This is a genomic window from Stutzerimonas stutzeri, assembly GCF_002909485.1.
GTDB lineage: Bacteria > Pseudomonadota > Gammaproteobacteria > Pseudomonadales > Pseudomonadaceae > Stutzerimonas > Stutzerimonas stutzeri_AH.
Genome location: NZ_PPXG01000006.1, coordinates 117,163 through 140,722 on the forward strand (window position 1 = coordinate 117,163; position 23,560 = coordinate 140,722).

The 23,560-nt window shown below is 61.8% G+C and carries 20 protein-coding genes and 1 riboswitch; of the genes, 11 read left to right on the forward strand and 9 right to left on the reverse strand.

The window, feature by feature from the left end; all coding sequences use genetic code 11:
* Positions 1 to 6: 6 nt before the first annotated feature.
* The 3 genes from CXK91_RS15400 to CXK91_RS15410 all read left to right on the forward strand — a co-directional run bounded on the left by CXK91_RS15400 (position 7) and on the right by CXK91_RS15410 (position 2,787).
* Positions 7 to 1,008, forward strand: a complete 1,002-nt coding sequence (locus CXK91_RS15400) for an ArsR/SmtB family transcription factor (RefSeq protein WP_103456994.1) — start codon at positions 7 to 9, stop codon at positions 1,006 to 1,008.
* A 14-nt stretch (positions 1,009 to 1,022) separates the two neighbouring features.
* Positions 1,023 to 2,213 carry a methionine adenosyltransferase gene (gene metK, locus CXK91_RS15405; protein ID WP_103456995.1) on the forward strand — a complete coding sequence of 397 codons (1,191 nt, stop codon included), beginning with the start codon at positions 1,023 to 1,025 and terminating at the stop codon, positions 2,211 to 2,213.
* A 241-nt stretch (positions 2,214 to 2,454) separates the two neighbouring features.
* Positions 2,455 to 2,787, forward strand: coding sequence for a hypothetical protein (locus CXK91_RS15410; protein ID WP_103456996.1), 333 nt, complete (start codon positions 2,455 to 2,457; stop codon positions 2,785 to 2,787).
* A gap of 54 nt (positions 2,788 to 2,841) precedes the next feature.
* Here the strand turns inward: CXK91_RS15410 and CXK91_RS15415 are convergent, their stop codons facing one another.
* Complete coding sequence (locus tag CXK91_RS15415; RefSeq protein WP_103456997.1) at positions 2,842 to 3,603, reverse strand: ABC transporter permease; 762 nt, start codon at positions 3,601 to 3,603, stop codon at positions 2,842 to 2,844.
* A 13-nt stretch (positions 3,604 to 3,616) separates the two neighbouring features.
* Positions 3,617 to 4,540: an ABC transporter ATP-binding protein gene (locus CXK91_RS15420; protein WP_103456998.1), complete on the reverse strand. Its 924-nt coding sequence runs from the start codon at positions 4,538 to 4,540 to the stop codon at positions 3,617 to 3,619.
* A gap of 161 nt (positions 4,541 to 4,701) precedes the next feature.
* Here CXK91_RS15420 and CXK91_RS15425 point away from each other — a divergent pair, with 161 nt between their 5' ends.
* The 3 genes from CXK91_RS15425 (at position 4,702) to CXK91_RS15435 (ending at position 8,231) form a co-directional block, all read left to right on the forward strand.
* Complete coding sequence (locus CXK91_RS15425) at positions 4,702 to 6,030, forward strand: ferredoxin reductase family protein (protein ID WP_103456999.1); 1,329 nt, start codon at positions 4,702 to 4,704, stop codon at positions 6,028 to 6,030.
* Between the two features lie 93 nt (positions 6,031 to 6,123).
* Positions 6,124 to 7,791, forward strand: coding sequence for an NAD-dependent DNA ligase LigB (gene ligB / locus CXK91_RS15430; RefSeq protein ID WP_103457000.1), 1,668 nt, complete (start codon positions 6,124 to 6,126; stop codon positions 7,789 to 7,791).
* A gap of 59 nt (positions 7,792 to 7,850) precedes the next feature.
* Complete coding sequence (locus CXK91_RS15435; protein ID WP_103457001.1) at positions 7,851 to 8,231, forward strand: DUF1090 domain-containing protein; 381 nt, start codon at positions 7,851 to 7,853, stop codon at positions 8,229 to 8,231.
* 6 nt (positions 8,232 to 8,237) lie between these two features.
* Here CXK91_RS15435 and CXK91_RS15440 read toward each other — a convergent pair whose 3' ends face one another.
* Positions 8,238 to 8,684, reverse strand: coding sequence for a c-type cytochrome (locus tag CXK91_RS15440; RefSeq protein ID WP_103457002.1), 447 nt, complete (start codon positions 8,682 to 8,684; stop codon positions 8,238 to 8,240).
* A gap of 107 nt (positions 8,685 to 8,791) precedes the next feature.
* Complete coding sequence (locus CXK91_RS15445; RefSeq protein WP_103457003.1) at positions 8,792 to 9,229, reverse strand: hypothetical protein; 438 nt, start codon at positions 9,227 to 9,229, stop codon at positions 8,792 to 8,794.
* Between the two features lie 165 nt (positions 9,230 to 9,394).
* Positions 9,395 to 9,482, forward strand: a riboswitch (S-adenosyl-L-homocysteine riboswitch).
* Between the two features lie 24 nt (positions 9,483 to 9,506).
* Between CXK91_RS15445 and ahcY the strand changes: the two genes are divergently transcribed.
* From ahcY to CXK91_RS15460, 3 genes are all read left to right on the forward strand, one after another.
* On the forward strand, positions 9,507 to 10,913 hold the full coding sequence (gene ahcY, locus CXK91_RS15450) for an adenosylhomocysteinase (RefSeq protein ID WP_103457004.1): 1,407 nt from the start codon (positions 9,507 to 9,509) through the stop codon (positions 10,911 to 10,913).
* Positions 10,914 to 11,005: 92 nt separating this feature from the next.
* Complete coding sequence (gene metF, locus CXK91_RS15455) at positions 11,006 to 11,854, forward strand: methylenetetrahydrofolate reductase [NAD(P)H] (protein WP_103457005.1); 849 nt, start codon at positions 11,006 to 11,008, stop codon at positions 11,852 to 11,854.
* Between the two features lie 234 nt (positions 11,855 to 12,088).
* Complete coding sequence (locus CXK91_RS15460; RefSeq protein ID WP_103457006.1) at positions 12,089 to 13,918, forward strand: DEAD/DEAH box helicase; 1,830 nt, start codon at positions 12,089 to 12,091, stop codon at positions 13,916 to 13,918.
* A gap of 123 nt (positions 13,919 to 14,041) precedes the next feature.
* Here the strand turns inward: CXK91_RS15460 and CXK91_RS15465 are convergent, their stop codons facing one another.
* The 5 genes from CXK91_RS15465 to CXK91_RS15485 all read right to left on the reverse strand — a co-directional run bounded on the left by CXK91_RS15465 (position 14,042) and on the right by CXK91_RS15485 (position 21,171).
* Positions 14,042 to 15,466, reverse strand: a complete 1,425-nt coding sequence (locus CXK91_RS15465) for an AdeC/AdeK/OprM family multidrug efflux complex outer membrane factor (protein ID WP_103457007.1) — start codon at positions 15,464 to 15,466, stop codon at positions 14,042 to 14,044.
* The gene (locus CXK91_RS15470) at positions 15,463 to 18,600 is read right to left on the reverse strand and encodes an efflux RND transporter permease subunit (protein WP_013984308.1); all 3,138 of its coding nucleotides are present in this window, start codon (positions 18,598 to 18,600) and stop codon (positions 15,463 to 15,465) included. Before CXK91_RS15470 ends, CXK91_RS15465 begins: the two co-directional genes overlap by 4 nt.
* Before the next feature lie 14 nt (positions 18,601 to 18,614).
* On the reverse strand, positions 18,615 to 19,757 hold the full coding sequence (locus CXK91_RS15475) for an efflux RND transporter periplasmic adaptor subunit (RefSeq protein WP_003282714.1): 1,143 nt from the start codon (positions 19,755 to 19,757) through the stop codon (positions 18,615 to 18,617).
* A gap of 258 nt (positions 19,758 to 20,015) precedes the next feature.
* Positions 20,016 to 20,591 (reverse strand): YceI family protein, encoded by a 576-nt coding sequence (locus CXK91_RS15480; RefSeq protein WP_003282716.1) that lies wholly within the window; start codon positions 20,589 to 20,591, stop codon positions 20,016 to 20,018.
* A gap of 25 nt (positions 20,592 to 20,616) precedes the next feature.
* Positions 20,617 to 21,171 (reverse strand): cytochrome b, encoded by a 555-nt coding sequence (locus CXK91_RS15485; protein WP_103457008.1) that lies wholly within the window; start codon positions 21,169 to 21,171, stop codon positions 20,617 to 20,619.
* Positions 21,172 to 21,336: 165 nt separating this feature from the next.
* Here CXK91_RS15485 and CXK91_RS15490 point away from each other — a divergent pair, with 165 nt between their 5' ends.
* Positions 21,337 to 22,743: an adenosylmethionine--8-amino-7-oxononanoate transaminase gene (locus CXK91_RS15490; RefSeq protein ID WP_103457009.1), complete on the forward strand. Its 1,407-nt coding sequence runs from the start codon at positions 21,337 to 21,339 to the stop codon at positions 22,741 to 22,743.
* Positions 22,744 to 22,835: 92 nt separating this feature from the next.
* Positions 22,836 to 23,552 carry a 16S rRNA (uracil(1498)-N(3))-methyltransferase gene (locus CXK91_RS15495; protein WP_103457010.1) on the forward strand — a complete coding sequence of 239 codons (717 nt, stop codon included), beginning with the start codon at positions 22,836 to 22,838 and terminating at the stop codon, positions 23,550 to 23,552.
* The last annotated feature ends 8 nt before the right edge of the window (positions 23,553 to 23,560 follow it).

Genomic DNA, 23,560 nt, shown 5'->3' on the forward strand with positions numbered 1-23,560 from the left:
CCGCTTATGAGCCTGCGCATTCCCCAGATCCGTTTCGACGCCAGTGATTCGCTCGCCGCCCTGTGCAAGGCCGGTGGTGATGCGCTGCGTTTGAACGTACTACGTGCGCTGGCCAGCGATTCGTTCGGCGTTCTGGAGCTGGCACAGATCTTCGCCATCGGCCAATCGGGCATGAGCCATCACCTCAAGGTCATGACCCAGGCCGGCTTGCTGGCAACCCGCCGGGAAGGCAATGCGGTGTTCTATCGGCGTAGCCTGCCGCAGGCGGATAGCCTGGGCGGCAAGCTGCACGCGGCGCTGCTCGAGGAAGCCGACCGCCTGGAGCTACCGCGGGAGATCGAAGCACGCATCGCCGCTGTCCACGCCCAGCGTAGCGCGGCCAGCGAGGATTTTTTCGCACGCATGGCCGACAGCTTTCAGGCTCGTCAGGACCTGATCGCCGGCTTGCCGCAGTACCGCGACAGCGTGGTGGCGCTTCTCGATGCACTGCACTTCGACGTCAGCGCCACGGCACTGGAGGTCGGCCCCGGCGATGGCAGCTTCCTGCCGGAGCTGGCGCGCCGTTTCGCACGCGTGGTGGCGCTGGACAACAGCCCGGCCATGCTCGATCTGGCCCGCGCGCGTTGCGAAGAGGCGGGGCTGGAAAACGTCGAGCTGAAGCTCGCCGACGCCCTGCATGATGACTGCCCGCCGGCCGACTGCGTGGTGTTGAACATGGTACTGCATCACTTGGCGGCGCCAGGCGAGGCAATGAAACAACTGGCACGGCTGGTGAACGCAGGCGGCAGTCTGCTGGTCACCGAGCTGTGCAGCCACAACCAGAGTTGGGCCAGGGAGGCCTGCGGCGATCTATGGTTGGGGTTCGAACAGGACGATCTGGCCCGTTGGGCCGATGCCGCGGGGCTCACGCCCGGCGAGAGTCTCTACATTGGTTTGAAGAACGGTTTTCAGATCCAGGCCCGGTACTTTTCCCGGTCCGCCGCTGATGACCGCCTCACCCACCGGTAATAGGAAACCGATAGATGAGCGAATATTCGATTTTTACCTCTGAGTCCGTGTCCGAAGGGCATCCGGACAAGATCGCCGACCAGATCTCCGATGCGGTGCTCGACGCCATCATCGCCGAAGACAAGCACGCCCGTGTGGCCTGCGAAACGATGGTCAAGACCGGTGTGGCGATCGTTGCCGGCGAAGTCACCACCAGCGCCTGGGTCGACCTGGAGCAACTGGTGCGCGACGTCATCATCGACATCGGCTACAACAGCTCGGAAGTCGGCTTCGATGGTGCCACCTGCGGCATCATCAACATCATCGGCAAGCAGTCGGTGGACATTGCCCAGGGCGTTGATCGCAGCAAACCGGAAGACCAGGGCGCCGGCGACCAGGGCCTGATGTTCGGCTACGCCAGCAACGAAACCGACGTGCTGATGCCCGCGCCGATACGCTTCTCCCACGCACTGGTCGAGCGCCAGGCCGAAGCACGCAAGAACGGCCTGCTGCCGTGGCTGCGTCCGGATGCCAAGAGCCAGGTCACCTGCCGCTACGAAGGCGGCAAGGTCGTCGGCATCGACGCTATTGTGCTTTCCACTCAGCACAACCCGGAGGTCAAGCATTCCGACCTGCAGGAAGCGGTGATGGAGCTGATCGTCAAGCACGTGATTCCAGCCGAGCTGCTGCACAAGGACACCCAGTTCCACATCAACCCGACCGGCCAGTTCATCATCGGCGGGCCGGTGGGCGACTGCGGCCTGACCGGGCGCAAGATCATCGTCGACACCTACGGCGGCATGGCCCGTCACGGTGGCGGCGCCTTCTCCGGGAAGGACCCATCCAAGGTCGACCGTTCGGCCGCTTACGCTGGTCGCTACGTGGCGAAGAACATCGTGGCTGCCGGCCTGGCCGAGCGCTGCGAGATCCAGGTTTCCTACGCCATCGGCGTGGCGCAGCCGACTTCGATCTCGGTCAACACCTTTGGCACTGGCAAGCTCAGCGATGAAAAGATCGTCGCGCTGGTGCGCGAACACTTCGATCTGCGTCCTTACGCGATCACCACGATGCTCGACCTGCTACATCCAATGTACAAAGCGACTGCAGCCTATGGCCACTTCGGCCGCGAGCCCTATGAGATGACGGTTGGTGGCGACACCTTCACCGCCTTCACTTGGGAAAAGACCGACAAGGCGGACGCCCTGCGCGCTGCAGCTCGCCTGTAACAGCCCATGCGAAATGAAGAGCCCCGCCGGTGCAAGCCGAGCGGGGTTTTCTTTTAGCGCTATGGGCAGGCAAGGCAAGCGTTCAGCGAGCGTGCACACCAATTAGCCAACAACCAGGACCGCATCACGAAAACGCCCGCTGCAGAGCCTTCCCCAGCGAAAGGCCAAACGCTATCATCGCCGCCCTTTCGAATGGACTCGATCGATCACATGCCGTGATCGGCTCTTACAGGAGGTTTTCATGCGTATTTCCCATCTCTTCGGCTGCACCGCCCTTGTCCTCGCCAGCGCCTCGCTGCAGGCTGCCACCACTGACGTGCAGGCCAAGTGCGAACAGCAGCTGGCCGCCCAGCAAGGCAATCTGGAAACCGGCAAACTGCTTGGCCAGATGCTTGGCAACGAAAAGCTCAACAACGCGCTGAATCAGGTTGATGGCGGCTGCGCCCAGCTCAATGCTGACGGCCTGGCAGCCAACGCTGCTGGCGATGAAACCGCCGCGGTGAACGAGAAGGTCCAGGCCGTCACCCAAGCCAAGGACGCAGTTCTCGGCCTGGGCAAGATGTTCGGCAAGTAAGCGTCGACGCCGTCATTGAAAACGCCCGCATCTGCGGGCGTTTTTGTTTGCGGCCTAGTTCTTCAACCGATACCCGGTCTTGAATATCCACCAAACCGCCAGCAGGCAGGCGGCGAGGAAGCCAAGGATCATCGCCAGGCTGACGCCGACACTGATGTCCGAAACACCGTAGAAGCTCCAGCGGAATCCGCTTATCAGATACACCACCGGATTGAACAACGTAATCTTCTGCCATAGCGGCGGCAGCATTTCGATGGAATAGAAGCTGCCGCCAAGGAAGGCCAGCGGCGTGACGATCAGCGCCGGGACTATCTGCAGCTTCTCCCAGCCGTCGGCCCAGATGCCGATGATGAAGCCGAACAGGCAGAAGGTGATCGCCGTCAGCACCAGGAACAGCGCCATCATAAATGGGTGCTGGATCTGGTAGTCGACGAACAGGCGTGCCGTGAGGAGGATGATCACGCCGAGCACCAGCGACTTGGTCGCCGCTGCGCCGACATAACCGATAACGATCTCGACGTAAGAAACCGGCGCCGAGAGCACCTCGTAGATGGTCCCGGAATAGCGTGGCATGTATATGCCAAACGAGGCATTGGAGATGCTCTCGGTCAGCAGCGCCATCATGATCAGGCCAGGAATGATGAAAGCCCCGTAGGGAATGCCGTGCATCGCTTCCATGCGCGCGCCGATGGCCGATCCGAAGACCACGAAGTACAGCGAAGTGGAGATCACCGGTGTGGCGATGCTCTGCAACAGGGTGCGCCAGGTGCGCGCCAGTTCGAACAGGTAGATCGCGCGGATCGCGTAGAAATTCATGCAGGTTTTTCCCTCAGCGACCGTGAACTAGGTTGACGAAGATTTCCTCCAGCGAGCTCTGGCTCGACTGCAGGTCCTTGAAATCGATGCCGTGGGCAGCCAGGCGCTTGAGCAGCTCGGCGATGCCGGTGTCCTCATGCTGGGCGTCGAAGGTGAACACCAGCTGGTTGCCGGCATCGGTGAGTTCTAATGGATAGCTCGCCAGCTCTGCGGGAATCTCCGCCAAGGGACGCTGCAGATGCAGGGTCAGCTGCTTCTTGCCGAGCTTGTGCATAAGCTCGGCCTTGTCCTCGACAAGGATGATCTCGCCGCGGCTGATCACACCGATGCGGTCCGCCATTTCCTCGGCCTCCTCGATGTAATGGGTGGTGAGAATGATGGTCACACCGCGCTCGCGCAGACCGCGGACCATCTCCCACATGTCGCGGCGCAGCTCGACATCGACGCCGGCGGTGGGCTCGTCGAGAAACAGGATCGACGGTTCGTGGGACAACGCCTTGGCAATCATCACGCGACGCTTCATGCCGCCTGAGAGCTCCTGAATGCGTGCATTGCGCTTGTCCCAAAGGGACAGATCACGCAGCAGCCTCTCCAGAAAGGCATCGTCCGGCGCCTTGCCGAACAACCCGCGCGAAAAGCGCACCGTAGCCCAGACACTTTCGAAGCCTTCGTTGAACAACTCCTGCGGCACCAGCCCGATCTTCGAGCGTGCGGCGCGGTAGTCCTGGACGATGTCGTGACCGTCGACCAGCACGCGGCCAGTGCCCGGATTGACGATGCCGCAGATGATGCTGATCAGCGTGGTCTTGCCCGCGCCGTTAGGTCCGAGCAAGGCGAAGATTTCGCCCTTGCGGATGTCGAGGTCGATGCGTTTGAGCGCCGGATGGCCGGACGCGTAGGTCTTGGTGAGCTGCTCGATGGAGATCACTGGTTGCACGGGCTCGTCTCTTCGAGGAAATCAGGGGGCAGAATTGTAGACCGGCAGCGGCTATTTTCGCTCAGCCGTAGGCAGTAATGATCGCGATCATAGCGACTGCGCGGCTGGGCACTCATGCTCACGGAACGCTGACATACAGAACATCAGCGATGAGGCCCAAGATGAGACCGATAAAACTGACATACGTCGCCCTGTTCCTCGGACTGACCCTGCTGTGGCTGTTGGTCGACAGTTTTGTCATGACGCGCTATCAGTTCTGGCCGCTACGCAAGACGCTGGTCAACTACAGCGGCGTGCTCACCATGGGCGCCATGAGCGTTGCGATGGTATTGGCAGCCCGCCCAAGTAGGTTCGAGCATTTCTTCGATGGTCTGGACAAGACCTACCGACTGCACAAGTGGCTGGGCATCAGCGCGCTGGTGCTAGGGACATTGCACTGGGCGTGGGCGCAGATACCGAAATGGCTGGTCGGCTTTGGCTGGCTGGAAAAGCCGGCGCGACGCGGTGCGGCTCAGGTCAGCGAAGGTATAGCCGGAGTGCTACACGATTTTCACGGCATCGCCGAGGATATCGGTGAGTGGGCCTTCTATGCGGCGGCGGCGTTGCTCGTGCTGGCGCTGCTCAAGCGGTTTCCCTACCGCTGGTTCTTCAAAACGCACCGCTGGCTGGCGCTGGTCTATCTGGCGCTGGTGGTGCATTCGGCAGTGTTGACGCCTCCGGCGTACTGGGCGTCGCCGCTGGGTCTGGTACTCGGTGTGATGATGGCTGCCGGGTCGGCAGCAGCCTATATCTCCCTGCTGCGCCGCATTGGCCGCAAGCATCAGGTGGTGGGGCGCATCGACCACCTCACCCATCATCGGGGCAACCATGTATTGCGTGTCGACATCGCCCTCGACGGCGCCTGGCCGGGGCATGAGGCCGGGCAATTCGCCTTCGTGACCTTCGACGAAAATGAAGGCCCTCATCCTTTCAGCCTGTCATCGGCATGGTGCAACGATGGCAAGTTGGCCTTCTCGATCAAAGGCCTCGGTGATTACACCCGCACCCTGCCGGACACCCTGAAAGTGGGCGATCTGGTTAAGGTGGAAGGGCCCTATGGCTGCTTTGCCTTCCACAGCCATAAACCCCGACAAATCTGGATCGCCGGCGGCATCGGCATCGCACCGTTCATCGGCCGGCTGCAGGCGCTAGCCGAGCGCGGGGCGGGCAGCAACGTCGATCTTTTCTACTGCACCAGCGAACCGGATCAGGGCTTTATCGAGCGTGTCCGACAATTGGCGGAGCGCGCGCAGGTACACCTGCACATGCTGGTCGCCAGCGAAGGCGAGCGCCTGACCCCCGAGCGGTTGCGCCAGTTGGCGCCGCAATGGCGGGAGAGCGATGTCTGGTTCTGCGGCCCGGCCGCATTCGGCCAGGCTTTGCGCAAGGACCTGCAGCACCACGGTTTGCCAGCCACGGATTTCCATCAGGAACTGTTCAGTATGCGCTGACGCACGGCTTCGCTTCGCCGAGCCAGCGACAATAATAGGTAGGCCTTCAATGAACGACGGCTAGCCCCATTCCATCTGAGCAAGGACGCTCGCATGCAACGTTTGATTGCACTTTCGCTGTGCTTTTTCTCACCCTTTTGTCTTGCTGCCTGCCCGACCTGGGACGACAAACAAGCGCAACAGGAGATCCTCGGCCTTCAGCAGCAACTCAATCATTGGGACGAGGCCTATCACCGCAACGGCGTGTCGTTGGTAGATGACGAAATCTACGACCAGAGCCGCGCTCGCCTGCACGACTGGCAGCGCTGCTTCCCTGCCGCCGACCAGTCGCAGCCGGATCCGCTAGGCGCAGCCGGCGGCCCGCTAACGCATCCGGTCAGGCAGACCGGGCTGGTCAAGCTCGCTGATGAGCAAGCGGTTGGCGACTGGATCAAGCGGCGTAACGACCTCTGGATTCAGCCCAAGGTAGACGGCGTAGCGGTCACCCTGGTGTATCGCAACGGCCAGCTGCAACAAGCCATCAGTCGTGGCGACGGACGCACTGGTCAGGATTGGACGAGCAACGCCCGGCGGCTACCGGCGGTTCCAACACGACTAGCAGAGACAGGCGAGGTAATTCTGCAGGGCGAGCTCTACTGGCGCCTGGAGCAGCACGTGCAAGCGGCACATGGCAGCGCCGGCGCACGCAGTCGCGTAGCCGGAGCGATGGCAAGCAGACAGCTGCCGGGCGACACGGCCAAGCAGATCGGCCTGTTCGTCTGGGACTGGCCAAACGGCCCGGACTCGATGACCGCCCGCCTCGCTGGGCTGGCTGCAATGGGCTTTGCTGACAGCAAGCGTTTCAGCCTGCCGCTGCGGGATATCGAACAAGCGCGGCATTGGCGCGAGCATTGGTATAGCCAGCCCTTGCCGTTCGCCACTGACGGCGTGGTGTTGCGACAAAGCCAGCGCCCGCCGGCAGATCGCTGGCAGGCTGACCCGTACTGGGCGGCAGCGTGGAAGCATCCTTTGCGCAAGGCAGTGACCGAGGTTCGCGCCGTGGACTTTCGCATAGGTCGCACCGGGCGTATTACTCCAATGCTGCAGCTCGCGCCGGTCCATCTCAATGATCGCCACATCCGCACCCTCAGCCTGGGCTCGCTCGACCGCTGGGAGGCGCTGGATGTCCGACCCGGCGACCAGGTTGCAGTGGCGCTGGCGGGGCAGACCATTCCGCAACTCGACTCGGTGGTCTGGCGCAGCACTGAACGAACTGAGGTGGCGGCTCCAGACGCTACGCGCTATCACGCACACAGTTGCTGGCAGCCGACTCGCGGTTGTGAGCAGCAGTTCATCGCCCGCCTGGCGTGGCTAAGTGGCAAGCAGGGCCTCGGCCTTCCCGGGCTCGGTGCCGGCAACTGGCAAGCGCTTCTGGATGCTGGGCTGCTGCCCGACCTGCTCGCCTGGCTGGAACTGGATGCAGTAACGCTACAACAGGTGCCAGGCATCGGCAGAGCGCGCGCCAGCAAGCTGACCGCGAGCTTCGCCCTGGCTCGGCAAAGGTCGCCGGAACAATGGCTCAAGGCGCTAGGGATACCCGTCGCAGTGCCACTCGTTGAGGGAACCGATTGGGACGCACTGGCCGCACGCAGTATTGCGCAATGGCAGGCCGAGCCTGGCGTCGGACCTGCGCGCGCGCGACAGTTGCAGGCGTTCTTCCGGACGGCGGAGCTGCAGCCGCTGCGCGACAGATTGCGCGCGGTCGGCGTTTCAGGTTTCTAGGGGACTTTCGCCGCTCCGCGCGGTCGATAGGGGCTGGATAACAATTATGGAGGCGAGGCATGTCTTTGCGACATTGGCCCATTGCCCTGCTGATCGGCAGCACTGCCATCAGCCCGCTAGCCGCAGCGGCACCACAAGCCGAGACCCAATGCCACGAGCAACGCCAGTCCTTGCGTGCACAGCTGCAGCAGGCACGCCTGCTCGGCGACAAGCTGCGCCAGACGCAACTCAACGCCGAGCTGCAGTCTCTGACCGGAGAGTGCCAGGGCCTGGTAGCACTGCATCCACGACAGGTCGAATATGAGCACATCAACCGACAGGTGGAACGACGTGAGACGCTTTTACGTGAAGCACTGGGTACTGGCGACGCGCAACTGATCGAGCTGCGCCGCAATCAGTTGGCCAAGTCTCGAGAAAAACTCGACACGCTACGTCGCTGACCCGCCTCAATAAGCGCGGAATTCCTTGTGGCAGGCTTCGCAGGCATCCTCGACTTGCTGAAAGGCCGGCGCCACGCTTTGTGCGGTGACGGATGCCGCGCGGGTTACGTCGACCAGCTCAGCGGTAGTCGCCTCCAGTGCTCGGGCCATCTCGTTAAAGCGCTCCTGACGTTGCCAGACATCATCCCGCGCGTCGCTCTGCTTTTCCTTGACCTCGGGGTAGTGCTGCCAAGGCTGCCGCGAGAGCTCATCAAGTTTGACGGTGCCCGCGCTGAACGCCTCTACGTCGAAGGGAATGCGCCCGCGCAGCATGCCGCCAAGGTCTTCCTTGGTATCGAGCATCGCCTGATAGATCGCCTTGCGTTTGCCCAGCGGGGAATTGGGGTCGACCCGATCGCAGCCCGTCAGCGCCAGGACAGCAATCAGGGGCAGACTCAGCAGACTCAGCTTCATGGTTCAACCACTCATAGGTGCAAAGCGCGGGATTATCCCCGCCCATGCACGGTTGAACAAATCAGTCGGACATTGACTTCGTCAGCAAAGATTGCCCGAGCAGTCCGCTAGCGCGACCAGTTGCCCCCCGCGCTCTCGCAATCGATCTTGGCCTGGGCCCTATCACTGGCGTGGTAGTGATAGGTGATGATCGTCGCATCGTCATTCACCTGGGTCGGCAAGGTCCCGTTTTTCGCCTGGCTGCCGGTGGCGCGCTCGTTGGCCAGCGTCTCCGGGGTCATCGCTGCGGTACAGATACCGAAGTGACCCTCAGGGCAACTGTCGCGGATCTCACGGCTGGAGTTTTTCACCGCCTCGTTGTCCTGGCAGACCCAGTCGATGGCGTCCTCCTTGTCCAGACCGTGGAACTCGAAGCATTGCTCCGTCACTACCGGCGCCGGTACCGCGCCGGACGTTTCGCTATGCACATAGCAGGATTTGGCAGCTACAGGGAGGCTGAAGGCGCCGACAAGCAATACCGGCGCGAGGCGAAGCATGGGGTTCATGGCGGTCTCCTGAAACGGTTTCGCCCGGCAAAGGTCACCGAACCTGAAATTTCGACCCCCTGCCCCACCACGTAGTTCGCGCGGCATCGGGCTTGGGATTGGCGCACGGCGCAGCTATAATCGGCTGGTTTTCCCGGTCGACTCCGTTTCGACCGTGCCCGCCACCTGTCCGAGGGGCGCTGCAGCAGGTGAAATAAACCTGTCAGGCTCGGATGGGGCGTTTTCTAGAACGCATCAACGGCGCCCATTCGCATACATACGAATGGAGAACTCTTCGATGAGTGCTGTCATGACGCCTGCCGGTTTTACTGACTTCAAGGTCGCCGACATTTCCCTGGCTGCCTGGGGCCGCCGTGAAATCATCATTGCCGAATCCGAAATGCCTGCGCTGATGGGCCTGCGTAGCAAGTACGCCGCCGAGCAGCCGCTCAAGGGCGCGAAGATCCTCGGCTGCATCCACATGACCATCCAGACCGCGGTGCTGATCGAGACGCTGATCGCCCTCGGCGCCGAAGTACGCTGGTCCTCTTGCAACATCTTCTCCACCCAGGATCAGGCCGCTGCAGCCATCGCCGCCGCCGGCATCCCGGTGTTCGCCTGGAAGGGCGAGACCGAGGAAGAGTATGAGTGGTGCATCGAGCAGACCATCCTCAAGGACGGCCAGCCGTGGGATGCCAACATGGTGCTGGACGACGGCGGTGACCTGACCCAGATCCTCCACGACAAGTACCCGCAGGTGCTCGAGCGCGTCCACGGCGTCACCGAGGAAACCACCACTGGCGTGCATCGCCTGCTCGACATGCTCAAGGGCGGGACGCTGAAGATCCCGGCGATCAACGTCAACGACTCGGTCACCAAGAGCAAGAACGACAATAAGTACGGCTGCCGCCACAGCCTCAACGACGCCATCAAGCGCGCCACCGACCATCTGCTGTCGGGCAAGCAGGCGCTGGTCGTCGGTTACGGCGACGTCGGCAAGGGCTCGGCTCAGTCGTTGCGCCAGGAAGGCATGATCGTCAAGATTTCGGAAGTCGATCCGATCTGCGCCATGCAGGCTTGCATGGACGGCTTCGAGCTGGTCTCCCCCTACAAGGACGGCATCAACGATGGTACCGAAGCCAGCGTCGACGCCGCCCTGCTGGGCAAGATCGACCTGATCGTCACCACCACCGGTAACGTCAACGTCTGCGACGCCGGCATGCTCAAGGCCCTGAAGAAGCGCGCCGTGGTGTGCAACATCGGCCACTTCGACAACGAGATAGACACCGCCTTCATGCGCGCCAACTGGGGCTGGGAAGAGGTCAAGCCGCAGGTGCACAAGATCCACCGCACCGGCAAGACCGTCGACCCGACCAACGACGACTACCTGATCCTGCTGGCCGAAGGGCGCCTGGTGAACCTGGGCAACGCCACCGGCCACCCGAGCCGCATCATGGACGGCTCCTTCGCCAATCAGGTGCTGGCGCAGATCCATCTCTACAACGAGAAGTTTGCCGACCTGCCGGTTGCCGAGAAGAGCAAGAACGTCACCGTCATGGTGCTGCCGAAGAAGCTCGACGAGGAAGTAGCGCTGGAGATGGTCAAGGGCTTTGGTGGCGTGGTCACCCAGCTGACCACCAAGCAGGCGGAATACATCGGCGTGACCGTCGAAGGCCCGTTCAAGCCGGACAGCTACCGCTACTAAGAAGCAGCTCAAACTGCACGCTACAGGTCGCAAGCCGCTTCGTGCCCGCTTGAGGCCTGTAGCTTGCGGCTTGGCAGCTAAGGAATCTTTAGATGACGACTTCCCGCCCCTCCATCAGCTTCGAGTTCTTCCCTACAAAGACCGAAGCCGGGCATGAAAAACTGCTGAACGTGGCCCGCCAATTGGCAGGTTACCAACCTGATTTCTTTTCCTGCACCTACGGTGCCGGCGGGTCGACCCGTGACCGCACGCTAAACACCGTGCTGCAGCTCGACGGCGAAGTGAAAGTGCCGACCGCGCCGCATCTGTCCTGCGTCGGCGACACCAAGGCTGATCTGCGCGAGCTGCTGAACCTCTACAAGGAGGCAGGCATCCAGCGCATCGTTGCGCTGCGGGGCGATCTGCCCTCTGGTATGGGTATGGCCAGCGGCGAGCTGCGCTACGCCAATGAGCTGGTGGAATTCATCCGCAGCGAAACCGGGGATCACTTCCACATCGAAATCGCTGCCTACCCGGAGATGCATCCGCAGGCACGCAATTTCGAGGATGATCTGGCCAACTTCGTGCGCAAGGCCAAGGCTGGCGCCGACAGCGCTATTACCCAGTATTTCTTCAATGCCGACTGCTACTTCTACTTCGTCGAGCGCGTACGCAAGCTCGGCGTAGAAACGCCAGTGGTGCCAGGCATCATGCCAATCACCAACTACAGCAAGCTGGCACGGTTCTCCGACGCCTGCGGCGCGGAGATTCCGCGCTGGGTGCGCAAGCAGCTCGAAGCCTACGGCGACGACATCCAGAGCATCCAGGCCTTCGGCGAGCAGGTCATCAGCGAGATGTGCGAGAAGCTGCTGGCCGGCGGTGCGCCAGGCCTGCACTTCTACACACTGAACCAGGCCGAGCCGAGCCTGGCAGTCTGGAATAACCTCAAGCTGTCGCGCTGAGTCGGACTCAACCTGCTCCGCAGAAATGCGGGGCTGGCTAATGAACCCGTGACCTGCGACACTGTCAGAGCAATGCGGTGTTAACAGGCTCTGTTATACTCCGCGCTTCCGCCAGGCTTACGCCCGGATGCCGCTACCATATCTGCGGCAGGACCGGACGGGATCGCACGCCAGTCGCGATTCAAGCCAGGCATGATCATCCCAGGGCCTCGCCCTAACAAGACAGGATTACTCATGTCCTTTGCTTCCCTCGGTCTCTCCGAGGCTTTGGCCGGTGCCGTCGAGGCCGCCGGTTACACCCAGCCTACCCCCGTGCAACAGCGGGCAATTCCCGCCGTGTTGCAAGGCCGTGACCTGATGGTCGCCGCTCAGACCGGAACCGGAAAGACGGGCGGTTTCGCCCTGCCGGTACTTGAATTGCTGTTCCCGGGTGGTCACCCGGACCGTGACCATCGCTACGGTCCGAAACAGCCGCGCGTACTGGTCCTGACGCCGACCCGCGAGCTCGCCGCTCAGGTCCACGAGAGCTTCAAGGTCTATGCCCGTGACTTGCCCCTGAAGAGCACCTGCATCTTCGGTGGTGTTGGCATGAACCCGCAGATCCAGGCAGTAGCCAAGGGTCTCGACGTGCTTGTCGCCTGCCCCGGTCGCTTGCTCGACCTGACCAATCAGAAGGCAATCGACCTGTCGCATGTGGAAATCCTCGTCCTCGACGAAGCTGACCGCATGCTGGACATGGGCTTCATCCATGACGTCAAGAAGGTCCTGGCCAAGCTGCCAGCCAAGCGCCAGAACCTGCTGTTCTCGGCCACCTTCTCCAAGGACATCACCGATCTCGCCGGCAAGCTGCTGCACAACCCCGAGCGCATCGAGGTCACGCCGCCGAACACCACCGTCGAGCGAATCGAGCAGCGCATGTTCCGCGTGGCTGCCAGCCACAAGCGTGCCCTGCTCGCCCACCTGATTACCCAGGGTGCCTGGGAGCAGGTGCTGGTCTTCACCCGCACCAAGCACGGCGCCAACCGTCTGGCCGAATATCTGGAAAAGCACGGTCTGCCGGCTGCCGCGATTCATGGCAACAAGAGCCAGAACGCCCGTACCAAGGCTCTGGCCGACTTCAAGGCCAACCAGGTGCGCATCCTGGTCGCCACCGATATTGCCGCCCGTGGCCTGGATATCGATCAGCTGCCCCATGTGGTCAACTTCGAGCTGCCCAACGTCGAGGAAGACTACGTGCACCGCATCGGCCGTACCGGTCGTGCCGGACGCAGCGGTGAAGCCATCTCGCTGGTCGCGCCAGACGAGGAGAAGCTGCTCAAGGGCATCGAACGGATGACCAAGCAGCGCATTCCCGAAGGCGACCTGATGGGCTTTGACGCCAGTGCCATCGAGGCCGAAAAGCCCGAAGTGCGCGAACCGCGCCAGCCACGCCCCCAGCGCGGAGAGGGCAAGCCCCGCGGCGAACGTAGCAAGCCTGCCGAAAAAGGCGCCGAGCAAAAGGAGCGCAACCGTCGCAGCCAAAGCAAGGCCCGCAAGCCTACGCGCGAGGGCGCCAGCAGCGAAGCACAAGCTGTTGTCCGTCCGCCTCAGCTGCCGCCGGATCGCGCTCCTGACGAGTTCCGCGATGACGAAGTGGACAACTTCGGCAATCGGGTCGATTACGTCAGCCCATATCAGAACAAGCAGAACCGCGGCCGCCGCCCCGGCGCTCCTGCTCAGCCAGGCAGCGCTCCACGCGCAGCGGGTGCTGCACGAACAGGTACAGGCGGCACAAGCGGTGCCAGCGCGCCCGCAGCAGGCAAGGGCAAGCGCCCCGGCCAGGGTCCGGCAGCACGCAGTGGTCAGCCACGCAACGGCCAGCCGCGGCGCAAGAGTGAAAGCCGGCGGATCGACGAGCCAGTGGCGTCTCGTCAGGAAGCGGCCAAACCTCGCGAGAAGCAGCCGGTGATCATCCACAAGGAATCGAAGATCGATCGCCTGCCTAGCCTTGACCAGCTCGAGCAGTTACCGACTCGCCCGCGCGGCGAGAAGCCAGCACTGCTGACGCGTAACCGCGAAGCGTAAGCCACACACAAAAACGCCGCCCAATGGGCGGCGTTTTCGTTTCTGCGTTTCTGCGTTTCTGCGTTTCTGCGTTTCTGCGAAGATAGGCGTCAAGCAAGCCCCGCTTCATCACCCTGTTGCCACTCAGCCCTCCGCCGGCCGCACCTGAGCAGTTTCCTGCCAGCCACCACCTAGCGCCTTGAACAGATTGACCTCGCTGGCCATCTGCGCAAGCCGATCGCTGATCAGCTGTTGTTGCACGCTGAACAGCTGGCGCTGGGCATCGAGCAAGGTCAGATAGCTGTCTACGCCGGTGCGATAGCGTCGCTCGGCAAGGTTGTAGTAGTCCTCGCTGGTTTCCAGCAGGTCGCGTTGCGCCTGCACCTGGCGCGTATAAGTGGCTTGGGCCGCCAGCCCATCGGCCACTTCGCGGAAAGCCGTTTGGATCGCCTTTTCGTACTGCGCAACCTGGATGTTCTTGCTGATCTGCGCGTAATCCACATTCGCCCGCAGCTGGCCGGCGTTGAAGATCGGCACGCTGATGCTCGGCGAAAAACTCCAGTAGCCAGAGCCTCCATCGAACAGGCCGGACAGTTCTCTGCTCGCGGTGCCCGCCGCGCCGGTCAGGCTGATACGCGGGAAGAAGGCGGCGCGCGCAGCTCCGATGCTGGCATTGACAGCCCTGAGCTGAAACTCCGCCTGAAGGATGTCCGGCCGCTGCTGGAGCAGATCCGACGGCAAACCGACCGGCAGCGCTGCAAGCTGGGTGCGCTCCAGGCCGTCACCCGAGGGCAAGCCAGCCGGCAGATTCTGACCCAGCAGCAGCGTCAGTGCGTTACGATCCTGTGCAACCAGACGCGTGTACTGTTCAATGCTGACCCGTGCGCTGTCTACCGCGCTACGCGCCTGACGCAGCTCCAGTGCCGACGCGACTCCGACATCGAAGCTGCGCTGGGTCAGGCCGAAGCTCTCTTCATAGGTCTTGAGCGTATCGCGTGTGACCTGCAGCAATGCCTGATCAGCCTGTAGCGTAAGCCAGGCGTTGGCGACACTGGCGATAAGGCTGATCTGGGTACTGCGCTGCGCGGCCTCGCTGGCGAAGTACTCCTCCAATGCCTGGTCGCGAAGGCTGCGCAGCCGGCCGAACAGATCGAGCTCCCAGGAAACACCAAAGGTCGCGCTGTACTGGCTGCTGATCGCAGGCTCACCGCTCATGCTCAGGTCTCCCGGCGTGCGGCTACGCGTGCCGGCGCCATCGGCGCTCACTGCCGGCAGCAAATCTGCGCGCTGGATACGATAAAGCGCGCGATAGGCGTCGACGTTTAGCGCCGCAACGCGCATATCGCGGTTGTTCTCCAACGCAACCTCGATCAGTTGCTGCAGAGCCGGATCACGGAAGAACTCACGCCAGCCAAGCGCCTGGTCAGACGTTTGCACGGCAGCCTGCGGATAAGCCTCACCTTGCGGCCAGTCGCCGGCAACCGGCGCATCCGGGCGCTGGTAATCGGGTATCAGCGAGCAGCCGGTGAGCGCCGTCATGAGCGCCAGACTCAACAGAGACTTGTTCACAGCGAGTCCTCCTTCACACCTTCGTTGGCGGGCTTCGTGCGGTCGAAGATTGTGCAGATCATCACGTAGAACAACGGAATCCAGAAAATCGCCAGCACCGCAGCGGAGATCATCCCGCCGATCACGCCAGTACCGATGGCGTGCTTACTGCCCGCGCCAGCCCCGGAAGCAAGCGCCAGCGGCACCACCCCGAGAATGAACGCCAGCGACGTCATGATGATCGGCCGCAGACGCATGCGACATGCCTGCAATGCCGCATCGACATGGCTCATACCCTGCTCGTGCAGCGCCTTGGCGAACTCCACGATAAGGATCGCGTTACGCGCCGACAGACCAATGGTAGTGACCAGGCCCACCTGGAAGAACACCTCGTTGGAAAGGCCGCGCAGCAGCGTAAAGGCAAGCGCGCCGACGATGCCCAGCGGTACGACCAGCATGACCGAGAACGGTATCGACCAGCTCTCGTACAACGCCGCCAAACAGAGGAAAACCACCAGTAGCGACAGGGCATACAACGCAAGGGTCTGCGAGCCCGCCAGACGTTCCTCGTAGGACTGTCCAGTCCAGGAGTAACCCACCCCAGGCGGCAGCTGAGCGGCAATGCGCTCGACCTCGGCCATCGCATCACCCGAGCTGTAGCCGGGGGCCGGCTCGCCGAGCATTTCGATCGCGCTGACCCCGTTGTAGCGGGAAAGCTTGGGTGAGCCGTATGTCCACTCACCGGTCGCGAAGGCGCTGAAGGGCACCATTTCCCCAGCGTCGTTGCGCACGTACCACTTCTGCAGATCTTCGGGGCTCATACGGGCACTGGAGACGCCCTGCAGATACACCTTCTTGACTCGACCGCGGTCGATGAAGTCATTGACGTAACGGCCACCCCAGGCAATCGATAACGTACTGTTTATATCCGCTAGCGGAACGCCCAGCACGCGCGCCTTTTCGTCGTCGATCAACACCTGATACTGCGGCTCGTCACGCAGCGTGTTTGGCCGTACCCGGGTCAACACCGGGCTCTGACTGGCCAACTGCATGAACTGGTCACGCGCCTGCTGCAGCACCTCCTGGCCCACCCCGGCTCTATCCTGCAGGTACAGATTGAAACCGGTGGCGTTGCCCAGCTCCATGACCGCCGGCGGCGCGAAAGCGAATACCTGAGCATCACGGAAGCTGGCGAAGTGCTGCTGCGCCCGTTCGGCCAGCGCGAACACGCTGTCTTCCTTGTTGGTTCGCTCGCTCCAGGGCTTGAGACCAATGAAGGCGATACCCGAACTCTGACCACGACCGGCAAAGCTGAATCCAGTCACGGTAAATACCGAGCGCACGATGTCGCCCTCTTCCTCCAGCAGATAGCTACGCATGGCATCGATGCTCTGCTGAGTTCGCTCGGCCGTCGAGCCCGACGGGGTCATTACCTGAGCGAACAACACGCCCTGGTCCTCTTCCGGCAGGAACGCGCTGGGGATTCGGCCGAACAGGACGACCATGACACCGACGATCAGCACATAGAGCAGAAGGAACGGTGCCTTGCGCCTGAGGACGGCTTTTACACCACGCTCATATCCATTGACGCTGCGCTCGAAGGAGCGATTGAACCAGCCGAAGAAACCGCGTTTCTCGTGATGGTCGCCCTTGTCGATCGGCTTCAGCAATGTGGCGCACAGCGCTGGCGTGAAGATCAGTGCCATCAGTACCGAGAGCACCATCGCCGATACAATGGTGATGGAAAACTGCCTGTAGATGACCCCTGTCGAACCGCCGAAAAAGGCCATCGGCAGTAGCACCGCGGAGAGCACCACGCCGATGCCAATAAGCGCCCCTTGGATCTGGCCCATGGACTTGCGTGTCGCTTCCAGCGGCGAGAGGCCCTCTTCACGCATCACCCGCTCGACGTTTTCCACCACCACGATGGCATCGTCCACCAGCAGACCGATTGCCAGAATCATGGCGAACATGGTCAACGTGTTGATGCTGAAGCCGAACACCGCCAGCACGCCGAAGGTGCCCAGCAGGACGACCGGCACAGCGAGCGTCGGTATCAGCGTGGCGCGGAAGTTCTGCAGAAACAGGTACATCACCAGGAATACAAGCACGAACGCCTCGAACAGCGTGTGCATCACCCCAGTAATGGAAGCGGAGATGACCGGGGTGGTGTCGTATGGATAGACCACCTCGACACCCGGCGGGAAGAACGGCTTGAGCTCTTCGATAGTCTTGCGTACACCCTCAACGGTATCCAGCGCGTTGGCCCCGGTGGCCAGCTTCAGCGCGAGACCGGCCGCAGGCTTGCCATTGAAGTGGGCGCTGACGGCATAGCTTTCGCCGCCCAGCTCGACCCTGGCAACGTCGCCCAGGCGTACCTGAGATCCATCGCTGTTGACCTTGAGCAGGATGTTGCGGAACTGCTCCGGGGTCTGCAGGCGCGTCTTGCCAATCACAGTGGCGTTAAGCTGTTGCCCCGGAAGGGCCGGCAGACCGCCGAGCTGACCGGAGGATATCTGCACGTTCTGTGCCTGAATCGCCGAACTGACATCCACCGGCGTCAGGCTGAAGTTGTTCAGCTTCGCCGGATCGAGCCAGATGCGCATCGCATACTGGGCACCGAACACCTGGAAATCGCCCACGCCCTTGGTACGGGAGATCGGGTCCTGCATGTTGGCGACGATGTAGTTGGCGAGATCGCGCTGGTCCAGGCTACCGTCGGTAGATACCAGGCCGATAACGACGAGGAAGTTGCGTACGGCCTTGGTGACACGGATACCCTGCTGCTGAACCTCCTGCGGCAATAGAGGCGTCGCTAGCTGCAACTTGTTCTGTACCTGGACCTGCGCGATATCAGGGTTGGTGCCCTGATCGAAGGTCACGGTGATTTCCATGCTGCCGTCGGAGTTGCTCGACGAACTGATGTAGCGCAAGCCATCGATACCGTTGAGCTGTTGTTCGATGACCTGCACCACGGTGTCCTGCACGGTCTGTGCAGACGCGCCTGGGTAGCTCACTGAGATACCGACGGCGGGCGCGGCGATGCTCGGATACTGGTTGACCGGCAATTTGAGGATAGACAGGCCGCCGGCAAGCATGATCACCAGGGCGATCACCCAGGCGAAAATCGGCCGGTCGATAAAGAAGTTGGACATGGACTAAAAACCCCTCAGCCTTCTTGGCCTTGGGGCTGTGCAGACACCCCACCGCGATTATCGACATTTGTCGCCGAGGACACCTCGACCTCAATCCCCGGCTGGATGAACTGCAGCCCCTCGGTGATCACGCGGTCGCCCGGCTGCAGGCCGTCACCGACCAGCCAGCGATTGCCCACGGCACGCTCGGTCTTGATCTGACGCAGCTCCACTTTGTTCTCGGCATTGACCACCATCGCCGTCGGTTCGCCTTTGGCGTTTCGCGTCACGCCCTGCTGAGGCACCAGGATCGCCTCGCTTTTCATGCCTGCGACCAGTTGGGCATGCACAAACATGCCAGGCAGCAGAACCTTGTCAGGGTTGGGGAATACCGCTCGCAGCGTCACCGAGCCAGTGCCGGGATCCACCGTCACTTCGCTGAACTCGAGCTTGCCTTCATGACCGTAGTCGCTACCGTCTTCGAGCATCAGGGTCACCTTGGCAGCGTTCTCACCGGCCTTCTGCAGACGTCCTTCAGCCAGATCACGGCGCAGCGCAAGCAAATCGCGAGCGGGCTGTGTCACGTCCACATAGATCGGGTCGAGTTGCTGGATAGTTGCCAGCTCCTGCGCCTGACCATTGCTGACCAGCGCGCCCTCGGTTACAGCCGAGCGGCCGATGCGACCGGAAATGGGCGCCAGCACCTTGGTGTAACGCACATCGATACGCGCACGCTCCAACTCCGCCTCGGCCTGCAGGCTGGCGGCACGCGCCTCGTCGTAAGCCTGTTTGCTGACCGCCTGATCCTTGACCAGGTCGGCGTAGCGGTCTGCCAGCGACTTGCTCGAGGCAAGACTGGCCTGGGCACTCTTGAGCGTGGCTTCGTATACCGAGGCATCGATCTGGTACAGCTGCTGCCCGGCCTTGACGTCACTGCCCTCGGTGAAGAGGCGTTTCTGGATGATGCCGTTGACCTGCGGCCGCACTTCGGCGATGCGGTAGGCGCTCGTACGTCCCGGAAGATCGGTGGTCACCGCGAACGGCTCTGCCTGCAGGGTCACGACGCCCACCTGGGGTTTCTGCTGCGCAGGGGGCGCCGCTTCTTCCTGGCAACCAGCCAGGAAAACAGCCATGGCGAAAACGGACATCAGGGCAGCATTGGCTGACTTGATTGACATGGATAGACCTCTTGAAAACCTGGCAGGCGGGAATGAGCAACAGCGCACCGCAGAGACGGAGCGCAGAGTGGACCGAAATATACTTACATCCATGACTGTCTGTAAACCGCCAAGACTTGCCGCTTTCCTTTTAAGTGTTGCGAAACGTGCGCCATAGACGGGCTCGACACACCATCGCCTCACGAAAAGACTCCGGAAGCACCCTCGCAATGCAGAACGCCGGCAAGCTGCCGGCGTTCATCATTCGCTACGAAGCGCTTACTTACGCACACCTTCGACCGAGATGATCAGGTCGACCGTCTGCGAAGCTGGGCCCAGGTCCATCTTGATGTCGAAGTCCTTGAGGGTCAGAGTCGTGCTGCCTTCGAAACCGGCGCGGTAGCCGCCCCACGGGTCTTTGCCTTCGCCGATGAACTTGGCGGCGATCACCACCGGCTTGGTCACGCCGTTGAGGGTCAGGTTACCGCTGATGTCAGCAGTGCCGTCGCCGGTGGACTTCACCGAGGTCGACTCAAAGGTCGCGGTCGGGTGCTTGGCGACATTGAGGAAATCGTCACTACGCAAATGCTTGTCGCGCTCGGCGTGGTTAGTGTCAACGCTGGCAGTCTTCAGCGTAACGTTGACCTTGCTCTCTTCCGGCTTGGCTGCATCGAAGCTGAAGCCACCGTCAAAGTCCTTGAATGTCCCCCACAGCCAGCTGTAACCCAGATGGCTGATCTTGAAATTGACGAAGGCGTGCTGGCCTTGCTTGTCGATGGCGTAGTCGGCAGCGAATACCGGACTACTGGCCAGCGCAGAGCCGAGGACCAGTGCGGCGAGCGTTTTCTTGAGCATTGATGATTCTCCTATCGAGTGATGATTAACCGGCATTACGACCGAGCATGCGTTTGAGTGTCGCATCGCGGTCGATAAAATGGTGCTTGAGCGCAGCACAGGCGTGTACGACCGCGAAGATCACCAACGCCCAGGCTGCATATTCATGAATCAGTCCGGCGCGATCAGCCTGATCGGGTATGGTCGTGATCAGCGCAGGCACGTCGAACAAGCCGAATACGGTGATCGGCCGGCCATCGGCGGTGGAGATCAGATAGCCGGAGAGCATCACCACGAACAGGCCGAGATACAAAAAACCATGACCGAGCTTCGCCGCCCGCTGCGTCAGTCGCCCCTGGCTCGCCAATGGTGCCGGGGCAGGACTCACGAAACGCCAGAGAACGCGCAGCACCATGACCATGAACAGCATGACGCCGATACTCTTGTGCAAATCCGGCGCGGTGCGATACCAACTGCTGTAGTAGGTCAGCCCCACCATCCAGAAGCCCAGACCGAAAAGGCCGAACACGGCGAGGGCGACCAGCCAGTGCAACGCAATGCTGGTCAGACCGTAGTTGGTGGGGGAGTTACGCCACTGCATCGAATCTTCCTTCACTTTCCGAGGGCTAGAAGCCTAGCCGGTAACTTATCGCAATAGAGTGCATTTTTTCGCTGTGACTTATCGACCTATTCGATAGCTGCTCTCGTTTCCGCGCCATCAGGCCTGCATCTGCTAGGCTGCGCGACTCACCGCGGAGGACCAACGATGAGCCTGAACGACAGCTGGATGCAACGCGACCTTGCCGTACTCTGGCACCCCTGCACTCAGATGAAAGATCACGAACAGCTGCCGCTGATCCCCATTCGCCGAGGCGATGGCGTGTGGCTGGAAGACTTTGACGGCAAGCGCTACCTGGACGCCGTCAGCTCTTGGTGGGTCAACGTGTTTGGTCATGCCAATCCACGTATCAATCAACGCATCAAGGATCAGGTCGATCAGCTTGAGCACGTGATGCTCGCAGGCTTCAGTCACCAGCCAGTGATCGAGCTGTCCGAGCGGCTTGTCGCGCTGACGCCGGCCGGGCTGGACCGGGTGTTCTACACCGACAACGGTTCGACCGGTATCGAAGTGGCGCTGAAGATGAGCTTCCACTATTGGCGTAACAGCGGCCGTGGGCAGAAGCAGCGATTCGTCACCCTGACCAACAGCTATCACGGCGAAACCGTTGCTGCGATGTCGGTGGGCGATGTCGCACTCTTCACCGATACCTACAAGCCCATGCTGCTGGATACCTTCAAGGTACCGAGTCCGGATTGCTATCTGCGTCCTGAGGGTGTCAGCTGGGAGGAGCACTCCCGGCAGATGTTTGCGCACATGGAGCAGACGCTTGCCGAGCATCATCAGGACATCGCCGCGGTCATCGTCGAGCCTTTGATCCAGGGTGCCGGCGGCATGCGCATGTATCATCCGATCTACCTCAAGCTGCTGCGCGAAGCCAGCGACCGCTACGAGGTGCATCTCATCCATGACGAGATCGCCGTCGGCTTCGGCCGCACCGGCACAATGTTCGCCTGTGAGCAGGCGGGCATCACGCCTGACTTCCTCTGTCTGTCAAAAGCCCTGACCGGCGGCTATCTACCGATGGCTGCGGTGCTCACCACCAACCGGATGTACCAGGCGTTCTACGACGACTATTCCACACTGCGCGCATTCCTCCACTCGCACACCTACACCGGCAACCCGCTGGCATGTGCCGCGGCTCTGGCCACACTGGATATCTTCGCCGAAGACAATGTCATTGAGGCCAACAAGCCATTGGCCGCCCGCATGGCTAGCGCCACCGCACACCTGGCCGACCATCCGAACGTTGCCGAGGTCCGCCAGACCGGCATGGCGCTGGCCATAGAAATGGTTCAGGACAAGACCTCTCGCGCCCCATATCCATGGCAGGAGCGGCGTGGCCTGAAGGTCTACCAGCATGCCCTGGAGCGCGGCGCCCTGCTGCGGCCGCTCGGCAGCGTGGTGTATTTCTTGCCGCCGTATTGCATCACTGAAGAGCAGATCGACTTTCTCGCCGCAGTGGCCACCGAAGGCATCGATATCGCCACACGAGAGACCAGCCAGATATCCGTTCCGACCGGGCTTTATCCAGGGTTCAGAGATCCGGGCTGATGCCAGCCGCAGGCTCGAAGCGAGGCCGCCTGCGAGGTTGGCGGCCGATGCTTTAAACTTGCTGCTTCCACTTGCCGCCAGCAGCTGTCCCTATGCGCCTATCCCGCTTCTTCATCGACGCCCCTCTTTCCCTCGGCCATCACTCACTGCCGGAAGCCTCCGCACACTACATCAGTCGAGTATTGCGGCTTTCGCCCGGCAGTGCGGTTCAACTGTTCGATGGCAGCGGCGCGGAGTTTCGCGGTGCGCTGGCTGAAGTCGGAAAGAAAACCGTCACAGTCGAACTTCACGAACGGGTTATGGGGATACCGGAGTCTCCGCTGCAAATCCACCTCGGACAGGGTTTGTCCCGCGGCGAACGGATGGACTGGGCAATCCAGAAAGCCACTGAGCTCGGCGTAACGCAGATCACGCCTATCGTCAGCGAGCGTTGCGAGGTTCGCCTCAACGACGAGCGGGCCGATAAACGCCTGGCCCACTGGCGCCAGATCGCGATCAGCGCCTGCGAGCAATGCGGACGATCGGTGCTGCCGCTCATCCACGCACCGGTCAGCCTGCGTGACTGGCTGACCTTAGAAGCAGATCTGAAGCTGGTGCTGCACCCAGTGGCCGAGCCGCTGGTGAGCCACGCGAAGCCGCAGACGCTGGCCTTTCTAATCGGCCCTGAAGGAGGTTTGAGCGAAGGTGAAGTCGGGCAGGCCGCCGAACAGGGGTTCCAGCCTGCGAGACTCGGACCGCGAGTGCTGCGCACCGAGACCGCACCGGTGGTGGCCTTGAGCGTGGCGCAGCAGCTCTGGGGCGATTTCTAAAGGCGGGT

What these genes read in the sequence shown, in the direction of transcription:
- CXK91_RS15400 (WP_103456994.1), top strand. Translation starts at nt 7, where the DNA reads ATGAGCCTGCGCATTCCCCAGATCCGTTTCGACGCCAGTGATTCGCTC.
- metK (WP_103456995.1), top strand. Translation starts at nt 1,023, where the DNA reads ATGAGCGAATATTCGATTTTTACCTCTGAGTCCGTGTCCGAAGGGCAT.
- CXK91_RS15410 (WP_103456996.1), top strand. Translation starts at nt 2,455, where the DNA reads ATGCGTATTTCCCATCTCTTCGGCTGCACCGCCCTTGTCCTCGCCAGC.
- CXK91_RS15415 (WP_103456997.1), bottom strand. Translation starts at nt 3,603, where the DNA reads ATGAATTTCTACGCGATCCGCGCGATCTACCTGTTCGAACTGGCGCGC.
- CXK91_RS15425 (WP_103456999.1), top strand. Translation starts at nt 4,702, where the DNA reads ATGAGACCGATAAAACTGACATACGTCGCCCTGTTCCTCGGACTGACC.
- ligB (WP_103457000.1), top strand. Translation starts at nt 6,124, where the DNA reads ATGCAACGTTTGATTGCACTTTCGCTGTGCTTTTTCTCACCCTTTTGT.
- CXK91_RS15435 (WP_103457001.1), top strand. Translation starts at nt 7,851, where the DNA reads ATGTCTTTGCGACATTGGCCCATTGCCCTGCTGATCGGCAGCACTGCC.
- CXK91_RS15440 (WP_103457002.1), bottom strand. Translation starts at nt 8,684, where the DNA reads ATGAAGCTGAGTCTGCTGAGTCTGCCCCTGATTGCTGTCCTGGCGCTG.
- CXK91_RS15445 (WP_103457003.1), bottom strand. Translation starts at nt 9,229, where the DNA reads ATGAACCCCATGCTTCGCCTCGCGCCGGTATTGCTTGTCGGCGCCTTC.
- ahcY (WP_103457004.1), top strand. Translation starts at nt 9,507, where the DNA reads ATGAGTGCTGTCATGACGCCTGCCGGTTTTACTGACTTCAAGGTCGCC.
- metF (WP_103457005.1), top strand. Translation starts at nt 11,006, where the DNA reads ATGACGACTTCCCGCCCCTCCATCAGCTTCGAGTTCTTCCCTACAAAG.
- CXK91_RS15460 (WP_103457006.1), top strand. Translation starts at nt 12,089, where the DNA reads ATGTCCTTTGCTTCCCTCGGTCTCTCCGAGGCTTTGGCCGGTGCCGTC.
- CXK91_RS15470 (WP_013984308.1), bottom strand. Translation starts at nt 18,600, where the DNA reads ATGTCCAACTTCTTTATCGACCGGCCGATTTTCGCCTGGGTGATCGCC.
- CXK91_RS15475 (WP_003282714.1), bottom strand. Translation starts at nt 19,757, where the DNA reads ATGTCAATCAAGTCAGCCAATGCTGCCCTGATGTCCGTTTTCGCCATG.
- CXK91_RS15480 (WP_003282716.1), bottom strand. Translation starts at nt 20,591, where the DNA reads ATGCTCAAGAAAACGCTCGCCGCACTGGTCCTCGGCTCTGCGCTGGCC.
- CXK91_RS15485 (WP_103457008.1), bottom strand. Translation starts at nt 21,171, where the DNA reads ATGCAGTGGCGTAACTCCCCCACCAACTACGGTCTGACCAGCATTGCG.
- CXK91_RS15490 (WP_103457009.1), top strand. Translation starts at nt 21,337, where the DNA reads ATGAGCCTGAACGACAGCTGGATGCAACGCGACCTTGCCGTACTCTGG.
- CXK91_RS15495 (WP_103457010.1), top strand. Translation starts at nt 22,836, where the DNA reads ATGCGCCTATCCCGCTTCTTCATCGACGCCCCTCTTTCCCTCGGCCAT.